The following is a 12,302-nucleotide window of genomic DNA, read 5'->3' as shown; positions in this document are numbered from 1 at the left end:
GTTTGGTTAAAAAATGGGTGTGTGGTTTATTGGGGCCCCCCCGGGGGGGCCCCCCCCCCCGCGCGGGGGGGGGGGGGGGGGGGGGGGGGGGGGGGGGGGGGGCGGGGCGGCCCCCCCCCCCCGGCCCCCACGTACCCGACGGTGTGTCAGACGCCCTCGCCCGACGCCCCCGCGAGGGCCTGTGCCGGGTCGGGTGACGCGGGTCCGGCAGGCGCCCAGGCGCCCCGCTCCTTGCGGAAGGGCCACCAGTTCCCGTCGCGGCCCAGCCGCAGCTGCTCCCCGGTCCCGACGACCGTCCACCGCGCGGGCCCCGAGGGGCGCAACCGAGGGCGGTCCGGCTCCGCCGCCCAGGCCGCCGCCAGTGCGCTCGCCGCACGCGACTGCTGTTCCTCGTCCGGTACGAAGTCCTCCTCGAGCACCGCCAGTCCGGCGGCCCCGCCGTACCGCCACGCCCGGACCGCGAGGTCGAGATCCCCGCGGGTGCGTTGCGTGCCGGCGGCGAGCCGGGCGGCGATCACCGGTCCGGGCACCGACGCGGCCATCCGCACCGCGTCCTCGTCCCGCGTCAGGACGGGTTCCGGAGCCTGTCCCGCATGGCCGGGCGCGAGGGCCTGGGCCAGCATCCGGTGTGCGCGTGCCGCCGCGTCGGCGGCGAGGAACTCCAGTGCCGCGGCGTCGGGCCCGTCCGCCGCAGCCGTCCCGGTGTCGAGGGCCGGAGCGGGTCCGGGCTCGTCGGGCAGCGTCGGCGGAGCGGGCAGCGGCGGCAGGATGCCGCCCGCCGCGAACGCCTCGTCGGCGCGCACCCCGGCCGGTGCCTTGCCCTCGTCGTCCGCCGGGCCCGCCACCGGCGGGTTCGCCCGTGCGACGCTCCGCAGCTGCAGTTCGTCCAGCACGCGGCGCTCCCCGCGCCCGCGCATGAGCAGCAGTACGAACGGGTCCTGGTCCAGCAGCCGCCCCACCTGGTAGCAGAGCGCGGCCGTGTGCGGACAGTGGTCCCAGGCGTCGCACGTGCACTCGGGCTCCAGGTCGCCGATCCCGGGCAGCAGCTCCACGCCGGCGGCCGCGGCGTCCTCCACGAGATGCGGCGGCATGTCCCGGTCGAGCAGCGCCGCGATGTGCCCCGCGCTGTCCGTGGCCACGTCGAGGAAGCGTTCCCAGTCCTGCTCGGTGAGTTCCTGGAGCAGTACGTCGCTGCGGTACGCCGTGCCGTCGCTCTCCCGGACCACCGCGGTGATCCTGCCGGGGCGCACGGTGACCGCCCCGACCGCCCCCTCCCGTGCGTGCCGACGACCCTTCTTCAGCTGCTGGCCGTCGAGTGCCGTGTCCTGAAGGGCCTTGAGCCAGGCCTGCCCCCACCATGTCTGCGCGAAGCCCCTGCCGCGCGCGGGCGGGAGGGCGTCGAAGGTCCGCGTCAGTGCCTCGGGTCCGGTCATCGTCCCGCTCCTCGCAGTTCCACCAGGTCGGCCAGCTCGGCGTCGGTCAGTTCGGTGAGGGCGGCCTCGCCGGCCCCGAGCACCGAGTCGGCCAGGTCCTTCTTGCGTTCCAGCATCTGCGCGATGCGGTCCTCGATCGTCCCCTCGGCGATCAGCCGGTGCACCTGGACCGGCCGGTCCTGCCCGATGCGGTAGGCGCGGTCGGTCGCCTGTGCCTCCACGGCCGGGTTCCACCAGCGGTCGAAATGCACCACATGCTCGGCCCGGGTGAGGTTCAGACCGGTGCCCGCCGCCTTCAACGACAGCAGGAAGACGGGCACTTCGCCGTTCTGGAAGCGGTTCACCATCGCCTCCCGCTCGGATACCGGCGTGCCGCCGTGCAGGAACTGGGTCCGCACACCGCGCCGGGCGAGATGCCCCTCGAGCAGCCGCGCCATCTGCACGTACTGGGTGAACACGAGCACGCTCGCGTCCTCGGAGAGGATGGTGTCCAGCAGCTCGTCGAGCAGTTCCAGCTTGCCGGAGCGGCCCTCGACCCTGGGCCGTTCCTCCTTGAGGTACTGCGCCGGGTGGTTGCAGATCTGTTTGAGCGCGGTGAGCAGCTTGACCACCAGACCACGCCGCTCCATGCCGCCGGCCTCGGAGATGGCGGCGAGCGTCTCGCGCACCACCGCCTCGTACAGGCCGGTCTGTTCGGCCGTCAGCGACACCGCGCGGTCGGTCTCCGTCTTGGGCGGCAGCTCGGGCGCGATGCCGGGGTCGGACTTGCGCCTGCGCAGCAGGAACGGCCTCACCAGGGCGCCCAGTCGCCGGGCTGCGGCCGGGTCGGCGCCGCCCTCGACGGCCTGCGCGTAACGGCTGCGGAAGGTGCCGAGCCGCCCGAGCAGGCCGGGGGTGGTCCAGTCGAGGATCGCCCACAGTTCGGACAGGTTGTTCTCCACCGGCGTTCCGGTGAGCGCCACACGAGCCTTGGCGCCGATGGTGCGCAACTGCCTGGCGGTCGCCGAGTAGGGGTTCTTGACGTGCTGCGCCTCGTCGGCCACGACCATGCCCCAGTCGGCCTCCGCGAGGCGCGCCGCGTCGAGGCGCATGGTGCCGTACGTGGTGAGGACGAACTCCCCGTCATCGAGTCCGTCGAGGGACCGGGCGGCGCCGTGGAAGCGCCGTACGGGCGTGCCGGGGGCGAACTTCCCGATCTCCCGCTGCCAGTTGCCCATCAGGGACGTCGGGCAGACCACGAGGGTCGGACCGGCGGCCGAGGGGTCGGTCTGCCGGTGCAGATGGAGAGCGATGAGCGTGATGGTCTTGCCGAGCCCCATGTCGTCGGCGAGGCAGCCGCCGAGGCCGAGGGACGTCATCCGGTGCAGCCAGTTGAGGCCCCGCAGCTGGTAGTCGCGCAACGACGCCCGGAGCGCCGCCGGCTGACCGATCTCCTGCGGCCCGCCCTCCGGTTCGGCGAGCCGTTCGCGGAGCCGCTCGAGCGCGCCGGACGCCTCCACCTCGACCGTACGTCCGTCGACCTCCGCCGTGCCGGTCAGCACGGCGCCGAGCGCGTCCACGGGGGACAGCTTGTGGTCCTGGCTCTCGCGGGCGCGCCGCGCCTCGGCCGGGTCGATCAGCACCCACTCGTCACGCAGCCGCACGACCGGCCGGCCCGCCTGGGCCAACTGGTCCAGCTCGTCCCGGGTGAGCCGGTCGTCACCCAGGGCGAAACGCCAGTTGAAGGACAGCAGGGCGTCCGCCGACAGGAACGAGGGGAGCCCTGACGACTCCTGGCCGGATGCCTGGTCACCGTCGTCGGGCGGGCCGATCACGGCGCGCGCGGTCAGGCGCCGGGCGAGCTGTCGGGGCCAGTGGACCTGGACTCCGGTGGCCGCGAGCGCCCGTGACGCTTCGCCCAGCAGTTCGGTGACCTCCTCGTCGGCGAGGTCGACGGCGTCCGGCACGGCGGCGTGCAGCAGGGGCGCGAGCGACGGCCAGGCGTGGGCCGCCCGGCGCAGCGCGAGGAGAGCGTCGAGCCGGGCCCGCGGCCCGAACGCGGCGGCCGAGGACCCGGAACCTGCCCACACGTCGGCGGCGTCGGCGACGAGCGCCGGGTCGCTGACGCTGTGGATCTGCAGCACGGCACGGAACCGAGGAGCGTCGTCCGGGCCGGCGTCCTCCAGGCCCGGCAGCTCGACCCGCAGCGACAGGCGCACCCCCGCGTCGTGCCCGGCGGCGATGTCCGCCGCCCAGGCGCGCAGTCCGGGCAGATGCTGCGGCTCGGGCGCGGCGAACGCCGGTCCTTGGACGGCGAGCGGAGCGGCGGGGGAGCGGGGCAGTCCGTCCGCGACCGCGTCGAGGAACTGGCGCAGCAGGCACTCCGGTTCGGGCAGCCGCAGCGTCCCGGCCGGTCCGTCCACGGGTACGGCGTGTGCGGCGGGCGGCATGGAGGCCGCCAGCGTACGCATCCGTTCCAGATCCTCGGGCGCGAGCGGCCCCATCCGCCAGGCGTCCATGCCTGTGGGGCTCAGGCCGGGCAGGAGCAGTCCGCGCGCGGCGAGTTGGAGGGCGAGCAGCGAGGCCGCTCCCCAGAAGTCCGCGGAGCCGGAGGAGTCGGCAGCGGCGCGGGCGCGGGTGAGGACGGGCAGTGCTTCCGGCACGGGCAGCATCAGCGCCGGAACGGTGACCGTGCGGAGGTCGGATGCGACGACGGTGAGCGGGGCGAGCGCGTCGTCTTCGACGGGAAGCGCCATGCCGTCGGAGCGCCAGAAGGCGACGCGGCCCGTGCGCGCGGGATCGCCCGGAAGGAAGACGGCAGAGCAGAGTGCCAGGGCGTGAAGGACAGGGGAGTCGACGGCGGGGGAGGAGGTTGCCGAGGGGAGCACATGCACGACGATGACGCATTCCTCAAATTTGACTACCGGAGGACGGAAGCGCCGAGGGTACATCACCCCGACCAGTTCACGGCGGTCGTCACTCAGTGATGTGGCTCACTCCACGCAGTCGCCGGGTCTGCCGTACCGTCGGGGGTACAGCCAGCGCCACCCCGACGGGCGGGATTGCCCCCGCCGAGCCCGGGTGGTGGCGCCATCGCCCCCAAGGGCCCCCGGTCCATACGTTTATCAGGCCGGAGCAGTCGGACCGTTCGCGCATCCGGCGCAGCCATCTTCTTTCGCGCGCGTCCGGCACACCCGCCGTCCACAGACCGGAGACCCACCATGCCCCAGGGCACCGCCACCCTTCTCCCGCCCCCTGTCGCCGCCGAGGCCCTCACGGGCCGCCGGTCCGGCGCGGGCAGCGAGTTCGCACCGCTGCTGCGCACGGTGAAGGAACAGGGCCTGCTGGAGCGCCGCACCGGCTGGTACGCGCGTGGCATCACCGTGAACCTCCTGGCCCTCGCCGCCGTCGTCACCGGCGTGGTGCTGGCCGGCGGCTCCTGGTGGGTGCTGCTCCTGGCACCGCTGCTGGCACTCTTCTCCACCCGTGCCGCCTTCTTCGGTCACGACGCCGGCCACGCACAGATCGCCGCGGACCGCCGCAAGAACCGGATCATCCAGCTCGTGCACGCCAACCTGCTCCTCGGCATGAGCCAGGAGTGGTGGAACGACAAGCACAACCGGCACCACGCCAATCCGAACCACGTGGACAAGGACCCGGACGTCGCCGCCGACGTCCTGGTCTTCAGCGACAAGCACGTGGCCGGCCGGGCCGGACTGCGTGGCTGGCTCACCCGCCACCAGGCCTGGCTGTTCTTCCCGCTGACCACCCTCGAGGGCATCGCCCTCAAGATCTACGGCTTCCAGGCCGTGTTCTCCCGCGCCGGCGGCCGCCAGAAGCGCGGGGAGCGCGTCCTCGAAGGCGCGCTGCTCCTCGCCCACGTCGCCGGGTACGCAGCCCTGCTGCTGGCCGTCATGCCCGTCGGTCAGGCCGTGCTGTTCGCCCTCGTGCACCAGATGGTCCTCGGCCTCCACCTCGGCATGGCCTTCGCCCCGAACCACAAGGGGATGGAGATGCCCGACGAGGAGACCGGCAAGGACTGGGGCCACCTGCGCCGGCAGGTCCTCACCTCCCGCAACATCCGCGGGGGCCACGTCACGGACTGGTTCCTCGGCGGCCTCAACTACCAGATCGAGCACCACCTCTTCCCGAGCATGCCCCGACCCCACCTGAGGCTCGCCCAGCCGCTGGTGCGCGCGCACTGCCGGTCACTGGGCATCCCGTTCACGGAGACCGGGCTCGTCGAGTCCTACCGCCAGGCACTCACCCACCTCCACGAGGTCGGCGAGTCGCTGCGGCGGACCGCATAGTGGAAAAGCCACGCGGGACCGCATAGTGGAACCGTGGGGCGAGTGCGCACGTTCTCACAGCAGGAGCGGCCACAGCCGCGGAGGAGGCGTCGAAATGTCGACACGCACAAAGATCGTGATCGGGGGAGTGGCCGTCGGCCTGCTCCTGATGCCGCTGCTCGGATTCTGGCTTTCGCTGCTGGTGGTGCTCGGCGTGCCGGCGGTGGCGTACCTGATGCTGGACCCGAGCCAGCGCCGCAGACTGCGGCGCGTCTCCCGCAAGGAGATCGGCCGCTGAGCACCGCCGTGGCGGCGCCCTGACGACCCAGGCCCGCTCCACCCCCACCGGGGGCGGGGCGGGCCTTCTCTCGTCGAGCGGGAGCACCGGTCGCGGTTTCCGGCCAGGGCGCGCCGTGCTCGCTGTACGCGCCGTGGTCCGGGTGCCGGGCGGTCCCGGCTCAGGAGGGGTGGACGGCCACCTTCTCCAGCGCCTCCAGCAGCCCGGGCAGCTCCGGACCGCGGCCCACCGGCACCACCTCGCCCGGCTCGTCGTCCAGCAGGAGGAAGGCGATGTCGTCGGTCCTGGCGACCATCGACCAGCCGGGGCCGTCGGCCCGCAGCATCCGGGCCCCGCCAGGGGCGAACGAGGAGCGCACCCGGCCGGGCGGCGGCGCGGACTCCACATAGGCCCTGGCCTGCTCCAGGACGCGGCGCACCTGCTCGCGCGGCTGGTGGCTCCCGCCCCCGGGAGCGTCGGCGGACGTCCCGGCGTCGGCGTCGTCGATCTGCCCCCGCCACTGCGCCCACCGCAGCGCCACCTCGTCGGCGCCCAGGCGGCGCTGTGCGGGACCCCAGGTGCCCATGTCCGGCGGGGCGAGCGGCGGCCGGTCACCCTCCTCGGGGGCGGGGTCGTGCGGTGCGGGCACCCCGGGCGCGGCGACCGCGACGGCCAGCGGCCAGCCGGGCAGTGCCGCGACCACGCTGTGCTCGTCGGGCGACAGGTCGTACTCCATCCCGCAGTCCCACGAGGCGATGGCGACGGCCACGAGCGACACGTCGTCGACCACGACCGTCCAGCGCGCGCCGCCGGCGTCCTGCCCGAGAACCAGCCCGTACCCCTCCGCGTACGGCTCCAGGTCCAGTGCCTGGCAGGCGGCCGGGTAGTCGTCGCCGAGCACGCTCGGGAACTGCGCCGGTGTGAGCAGCACCGCGGTCAGTACAAACAGCGAGTCGTCGTCGACGGTGTCTTCCGCCCCGGCCACGGCCACCTCCCCATCCGATCGTTTCGTCGGCGCACCTTAACCAGTGGGTAACCCGCGCGTCGAGTGTCGGCGGCCGCTAATTCGATCCGGCGGGCTGGGCCCCCGGAAGACCGAGAAGCCCGCGCGCGACGACCTCGACCGGCTCGTTCCGCTCACGGGCGAGAGCGACCACGGCGCGACAGGCGAGCTGGTTGACCCCGAAGACGAGGGCGTCCGGGGAGACCCAGCCGGCCGCCTCGTCCAGCCGGTCGTCGTCTTCCTCTATGGACGCCGTCACATAGGTCGCAGCCGCCTCGAACAGATTGTGCTGTCGCGCGGACGGCCCGGGGGCCTTCGCCCGGGACGGACGGGAGGCGAGGTAACTACGGAGCCGAGCGAGCACGGTGACCACCTTCTTCGGGGCGGCGGGACGCCGCCGATCAGTTCAAGTGTTCCACCGTCGCACCCCGTTCGAACGGCGACGAGAGAGCCGATGGCCGCACCTGCCCGGTCGGGCGACCGCCCGACCGGCACGCCGGACGCCGGGTGATGTTCCGCCGGATCAGCTGCCCGGCACGCTCTCCTGACGGACCGCCAGCGCGAGGAAGCGGTCGTCCTCGTCGACGTAGGACGTCATCCGCCATCCCGAACCGGCCAGCAGCGGACGCAGGTTGGGCTCGGCCCGCAGATCGTCGTCGGTGATCCGGCGGCCTTGGCGCGCGGCGAGCGCGGCCCGGCCGACGGGGTGGAACAGGGCGAGCCGACCGCCCGGCCGCACGACCCGGGCCAGTTCCCGCAGGTTCTCGGCGGGATCCGGCAGGTGAGAGATCAGCCCCGCTCCGAAGACCGCGTCGAGCGAGCGGTCGGTCAGGGGCAGCCGGGCCACGTCGGCGAGCAGCAGCCGGCCGCTGCGGTCACGTCCGGCGAGCCGGGCCCGGTGCAGCATCTCCGGGGTCAGGTCGACGCCGAGGACGACGCCGGTCGGGCCCACGGCGTCCCGCAGGGGTTCGAGGGCACGGCCCGTGCCGCAGCCCGCGTCGAGCACCGCGTCCCCGGGGCGCAGGCCCGTCTCGCCGACGGCGGCGGCGTAGGCGGGGCCGTCGTGGGGGAAGCGGCTGTCCCAGTCCGCGGCCCGGACACCGAAGAACTCCTGGACCCGGGTGTGGTCATGCGCTGCGCGATCGACGGCCATGGACCCCATGATCCGCCATACGGGGCGGGTACGTCACGGCGTCGCCGCCGCGGGTTTCCGGACCGGCGGTGTCGGCCCGATTCGGCCGCGAACCCGGCGGCGCCCGCAGGATCCGCCACGCCCGGCGACCCGCCGCCCCCGCACATGACCGCACTGTGCACACGTTCGAGCGCGGCACGATCGTTCAGAAACATCTACCTGTCATATTCCAGCAGCTTTCGAACTGCGCCCCCGACGTGCGCCCCCCTCCGGGCTAGCGTCCCTGAGCCATGGGACACCTGGACCACGCGGCCTTCGGCCTGCTCACACCCGCGCTGTCGTACCTGATGGCTGTCATCGGCGCCGCCCTCGGGCTGCGCTGTACCGTGCGCGCCCTCTCCGCCACCGGCCGATCCCGGCGCAACTGGCTGATCACCGCCGCGTCCGCCATCGGCACCGGAATCTGGACGATGCACTTCGTCGCCATGCTCGGCTTCGCCGTGCGCGGCACCGACATCCGTTACAACGTGCCGCTGACCATCCTCAGCCTCGTCGTCGCCGTGCTCGTCGTCGGCGCCGGTGTGTTCTGCGTCGGCTACGGCCGCAACCGGGCCGTGGCCCTGCTGATCGGCGGACTCGCCACAGGGCTCGGCGTCGCCAGCATGCATTACCTGGGCATGGCGGCCCTGCGGCTGCACGGCACCGTGCACTACGACCCGCTCCTCGTCGCCCTGTCCGTCGCCATCGCCGTGGTCGCCGCGACCGCGGCCCTCTGGGCGGCGCTGAACATCAGGTCCGCGATCGCGGTGGCCTTCGCGTCGCTCGTCATGGGAGCGGCCGTCAGCAGCATGCACTACACGGGCATGCTCGCCGTCGGCGTGGACGTCGCCCCGGCCGAGGGGAGCCTGCCGGGAGCCACGGCGATGCAGTTCATCTTCCCCCTCGCCGTCGGGCTGGGCTCGTACCTCTTCGTCACCTCCGCCTTCGTCGCGCTCTCCCCGACCGCCGGCGAACATGCCGCCTACGCCTCCGCCCAGCAGCCGGAGCCGACTGCTCCCACCGCGCCCACCACATCCACCGCACGCACCACGCCCACTGCCACCGCCTAGCCGGTCCGGGCGACGCTGCCGCGCCCGGCACGTATCCGGAACGAGGAGCCCATGCGCACATCCCGTACGACCCCGGGCGGCGAGTCGCCGTTCCCGCACCCGCCGCCGCACGGGCCGGCGGTCCGCGGGCGGCGGGCCCACGCCGGGCCGCCCGCGCTCGAGCACACCGGACAGGAACCACATCCGCAGCAGCCGCCGTGGCCGGTCTCCAGGCGGCGACTGTTCCAGCGGCCGAGGACGGTCCGCGCGAAGGTCATCTCGCTGCTGATGGTGCCCGTGCTCTCGCTGCTGGCGCTGTGGGGCTTCGCCACGGTCACCACGGCCCAGGACATGGCGCGGCTGAGCCAGGCCCAGCGCATCGGGGAAGAGGTGAGCGCACCCGTCGCCCTGGCCGTGGCCGCCCTCCAGGCCGAAAGGCGTGCCGCCCTGCAACAGTTGAGCGGCCCTTCGAAGGAGCGGGCATCCGCGCTCGACCTGGAGGCCCGCCGTACCGACGACGCCGTGCGCCGCCTGCGGCTCGACGACGCGCACACCGTCGCCGACGGCGGAGACACACCGCAGCCCGTCGCCCGGCGCCTCGGCCGTTTCGTCTCGCTGGCCGGAGAGCTGGACACCGTGCGCACCGCCGTCCTCGAGGGCAAGACCACCTGGGACAGGGCCTACAGGGCCTACACCGACACCGTCGGCGCCGCGTTCGACGTGGCCGGCGCGGTCGCCGCCGTCCAGGACCACGGGCCGGGCGCCGACGCGCGCGTACTCCTCGAGTTCGCGAGGGCCGGCGAGATGCTGGCGCGCGAGGACGCCCTGGTCACCTCGGCGCACATCGACGGAACGTTCGACGAGGACCGGCTGCGGACGTTCACCGGTACCGTCGCCGCGCGCACCGCTCTCGTAGAGGGCGCCGTCGCCGACCTGCGGGGCCCCGAGCGTGCGGCCTGGCGCGAACTCACCGCACAGCCCGCCCACCGGGCACTGCGTGCGGCCGAGGACCGGCTGTCGGCCGCGACGGCGGGACGCAAGGCGGCCAAGACCGTCGCCGCCGGCGACTGGGACCAGGCGTACGCCACCGTCGGCGACGGCATGCGCGACATCGCCGCACAGGCACGCCGCGGTGCCACTGAGAGATCCGACCCGCTGGGCGGAGGTGTCTTCACCGTCGCGGGCGCGGCGGTCCTGCTGGGCCTCGTCGCCGTCGCCGCGTCGCTCGTGATCTCCGTCCGGATCGGGCGTGCCCTCGTCGTCGAGCTGACCGTCCTGCGCAACAGCGCCCTGGAGATAGCACGGCGCAAACTGCCCCACGCCATGCGCCGGCTGCGCACCGGCCAGCAGATAGACATCCAGGCAGAGGCCCCGCCCGGCGCACCGGCGGAGGACGAGATCGGACAGGTCTCCGAGGCGCTCGGCACCGTGCACCGCGCGGCCCTGAGCGCCGCCGTGGAGCGCGCCGAACTGGCCGACGGCATCTCCGGCGTCTTCGTCAACCTCGCCCGCCGCAGCCAGACACTGGTCCACCGCCAGCTCACCCTGCTGGACGCCATGGAGCGGCGCGCGGACGACCCGGGCGAACTGGGCGACCTCTTCCGGCTCGACCACCTCACCACCCGGATGCGCCGCCACGCGGAGAGTCTGATCATCCTGTCCGGCGCCGCACCGGGGCGGGCCTGGAGCAGGCCGGTCCCCCTGACCGCAGTCGTGCGGGCGGCGGTGTCCGAGATCGAGGACTACGCGCGGGTCGAGGTCCGGCAGCTGCCGGAGACGTCCGTCACGGGCGCGGCCGTCGCCGACATCACGCACCTGATGGCGGAACTGGTCGAGAACGCCGCCCAGTTCTCCCCTCCGCACACCAAGGTGCGGGTCACCGGCGAACCCGTGGGCAACGGCTATGTCCTGGAGATCGAGGACCGCGGGCTCGGCATGGGCAAGGACGCGCTGGCGGAGGCCAACCGCAGACTCGAGGAGTCGGAGGCCCTCGACCTCTTCGACAGCGACCGGCTCGGCCTGTTCGTCGTCAGCCGCCTCGCCGCCCGCCACAGCGTCAAGGTCCATCTCCGGGCATCGCCCTACGGCGGCACCACCGCCGTGATCCTGCTGCCCACCGATCTGCTGCAGCAGGCCCTGCCCGGCGCCGACGGCGCGCGCGGCGCTGCCCGCGCGGAGGCGGAACCGCCGCGCCCGCGCCCCGGCCTTTCCGCGTCGGCGTCACCCGCGCCCACCCCTCACGCACCCGCCGCACCGGTCCCCGCCCGGGCCGGTCGTCCCGTGATCGGGGCGCCGCCCGGACAAGGGGTCCCTCCCGGGGCGCCGCCGACCCTGAGGGCACTGCGGCTGCGGGACACAGCCACCGGGACCGGTGACGGTGAACTCCCGCGCCGGGTACGGCAGTCCCATCTCGTTCCGCAGCTGCGCGAGGCGCCACGGCCCGAGGAGCACCGCGCGCCGGCGGCGGCCGACGACGCCCCCGAGCACCGCACCCCCGAACTGGTCCGCGACCGGATGACCGCGTACCGCAACGGCTGGACCAGAGGCGGCGGCAGCGCGCCCGGCCGGACCGGCCCAGGCACCGAAGGAGACCACGCATGACCGAGCACGAGACAGTCGCGGCCCACTACCGGTTCGGCGACCTCGACTGGCTGCTGGACGATCTCGTACAGCGCGCCGGGCAGGTCCGGCACGCTGTCGTGCTGTCCAACGACGGCCTGCCGGTGGGCGCCTCACACGCACTGAGCCGAGAGGACGCTGAACACCTGGCCGCCGTCGCCTCCGGTTTCCACAGCCTCGCCAAGGGCGCCGGGCGGCACTTCCACGCCGGAGGCGTACGGCAGACCATGGTCGAGATGGACGACGGCTTCCTCTTCGTGGCCGCCGCCGGGGACGGCTCCTGCCTCGCCGTACTCACCTCCGCCACGGCCGACGTCGGCCTGGTCGCCTACGAGATGGCCCGCCTCGTCAAGCGCGTCGGCGAACACCTGCGCACGCCGCCGCGCGTCGATGCGACATGAGCGGCGCGGGCACCGGACCGGACGGCACCGGACCGAACGGCGTCGGGCCGAGCGGCTCCCGGGAGACGGGCGCGGGGCCGG

10 protein-coding genes are annotated in these 12,302 nt (G+C 73.9%); 5 read left to right on the top strand and 5 right to left on the bottom strand.

Annotated features, from left to right (window positions below):
- Positions 1–146: 146 nt before the first annotated feature.
- Both ACIPJI_RS23050 and ACIPJI_RS23045 read right to left on the bottom strand, forming a co-directional pair.
- The gene (locus tag ACIPJI_RS23050; protein WP_402248454.1) at positions 147–1,433 is read right to left on the bottom strand and encodes an SWF or SNF family helicase; all 1,287 of its coding nucleotides are present in this window, start codon (positions 1,431–1,433) and stop codon (positions 147–149) included.
- Positions 1,430–4,363 carry an SNF2-related protein gene (locus ACIPJI_RS23045; protein ID WP_402248753.1) on the bottom strand — a complete coding sequence of 978 codons (2,934 nt, stop codon included), beginning with the start codon at positions 4,361–4,363 and terminating at the stop codon, positions 1,430–1,432. Before ACIPJI_RS23045 ends, ACIPJI_RS23050 begins: the two co-directional genes overlap by 4 nt.
- A 270-nt stretch (positions 4,364–4,633) precedes the next feature.
- Between ACIPJI_RS23045 and ACIPJI_RS23040 the strand changes: the two genes are divergently transcribed.
- A complete protein-coding gene (locus ACIPJI_RS23040) occupies positions 4,634–5,722 on the top strand; it encodes a fatty acid desaturase family protein (RefSeq protein ID WP_402248453.1) in 1,089 nt (362 codons plus the stop codon).
- Between the two features lie 94 nt (positions 5,723–5,816).
- The gene (locus ACIPJI_RS23035; RefSeq protein WP_005307749.1) at positions 5,817–5,999 is read left to right on the top strand and encodes a hypothetical protein; all 183 of its coding nucleotides are present in this window, start codon (positions 5,817–5,819) and stop codon (positions 5,997–5,999) included.
- Positions 6,000–6,159: 160 nt separating this feature from the next.
- On the opposite strand, the gene ACIPJI_RS23030 is transcribed toward ACIPJI_RS23035, so the two are convergent.
- The 3 genes from ACIPJI_RS23030 to ACIPJI_RS23020 form a co-directional block, all read right to left on the bottom strand.
- Positions 6,160–6,963 carry a hypothetical protein gene (locus ACIPJI_RS23030; protein WP_356619444.1) on the bottom strand — a complete coding sequence of 268 codons (804 nt, stop codon included), beginning with the start codon at positions 6,961–6,963 and terminating at the stop codon, positions 6,160–6,162.
- Positions 6,964–7,039: 76 nt separating this feature from the next.
- Positions 7,040–7,354, bottom strand: coding sequence for a hypothetical protein (locus ACIPJI_RS23025; protein WP_402248450.1), 315 nt, complete (start codon positions 7,352–7,354; stop codon positions 7,040–7,042).
- Positions 7,355–7,504: 150 nt separating this feature from the next.
- The gene (locus ACIPJI_RS23020; RefSeq protein ID WP_402248448.1) at positions 7,505–8,134 is read right to left on the bottom strand and encodes a class I SAM-dependent methyltransferase; all 630 of its coding nucleotides are present in this window, start codon (positions 8,132–8,134) and stop codon (positions 7,505–7,507) included.
- 269 nt (positions 8,135–8,403) lie between these two features.
- Here ACIPJI_RS23020 and ACIPJI_RS23015 point away from each other — a divergent pair, with 269 nt between their 5' ends.
- The 3 genes from ACIPJI_RS23015 to ACIPJI_RS23005 are packed head-to-tail and all read left to right on the top strand — an operon-like array spanning position 8,404 to position 12,221.
- The gene (locus tag ACIPJI_RS23015) at positions 8,404–9,222 is read left to right on the top strand and encodes an MHYT domain-containing protein (RefSeq protein WP_307710060.1); all 819 of its coding nucleotides are present in this window, start codon (positions 8,404–8,406) and stop codon (positions 9,220–9,222) included.
- 51 nt (positions 9,223–9,273) lie between these two features.
- Positions 9,274–11,802: a nitrate- and nitrite sensing domain-containing protein gene (locus tag ACIPJI_RS23010; RefSeq protein WP_402248446.1), complete on the top strand. Its 2,529-nt coding sequence runs from the start codon at positions 9,274–9,276 to the stop codon at positions 11,800–11,802.
- Positions 11,799–12,221 (top strand): roadblock/LC7 domain-containing protein, encoded by a 423-nt coding sequence (locus ACIPJI_RS23005; RefSeq protein ID WP_356619453.1) that lies wholly within the window; start codon positions 11,799–11,801, stop codon positions 12,219–12,221. Before ACIPJI_RS23010 ends, ACIPJI_RS23005 begins: the two co-directional genes overlap by 4 nt.
- Positions 12,222–12,302 lie beyond the last annotated feature (81 nt).

Origin of the sequence: Streptomyces sp. NPDC086835 (assembly GCF_044745705.1) — a bacterium.
Classification (GTDB): Bacteria; Actinomycetota; Actinomycetes; order Streptomycetales; family Streptomycetaceae; genus Streptomyces.
The sequence above is the reverse complement of the archived record's forward strand: the minus strand, read 5'-3'. Positions and strand labels throughout refer to the sequence as shown.

Bases quoted from the DNA above. Each gene is read 5' to 3' on its own strand.
- ACIPJI_RS23050 (WP_402248454.1), bottom strand. From the start codon at position 1,433: ATGACCGGACCCGAGGCACTGACGCGGACCTTCGACGCCCTCCCGCCC.
- ACIPJI_RS23045 (WP_402248753.1), bottom strand. From the start codon at position 4,363: ATGTACCCTCGGCGCTTCCGTCCTCCGGTAGTCAAATTTGAGGAATGC.
- ACIPJI_RS23040 (WP_402248453.1), top strand. From the start codon at position 4,634: ATGCCCCAGGGCACCGCCACCCTTCTCCCGCCCCCTGTCGCCGCCGAG.
- ACIPJI_RS23035 (WP_005307749.1), top strand. From the start codon at position 5,817: ATGTCGACACGCACAAAGATCGTGATCGGGGGAGTGGCCGTCGGCCTG.
- ACIPJI_RS23020 (WP_402248448.1), bottom strand. From the start codon at position 8,134: ATGGCCGTCGATCGCGCAGCGCATGACCACACCCGGGTCCAGGAGTTC.
- ACIPJI_RS23015 (WP_307710060.1), top strand. From the start codon at position 8,404: ATGGGACACCTGGACCACGCGGCCTTCGGCCTGCTCACACCCGCGCTG.
- ACIPJI_RS23010 (WP_402248446.1), top strand. From the start codon at position 9,274: ATGCGCACATCCCGTACGACCCCGGGCGGCGAGTCGCCGTTCCCGCAC.
- ACIPJI_RS23005 (WP_356619453.1), top strand. From the start codon at position 11,799: ATGACCGAGCACGAGACAGTCGCGGCCCACTACCGGTTCGGCGACCTC.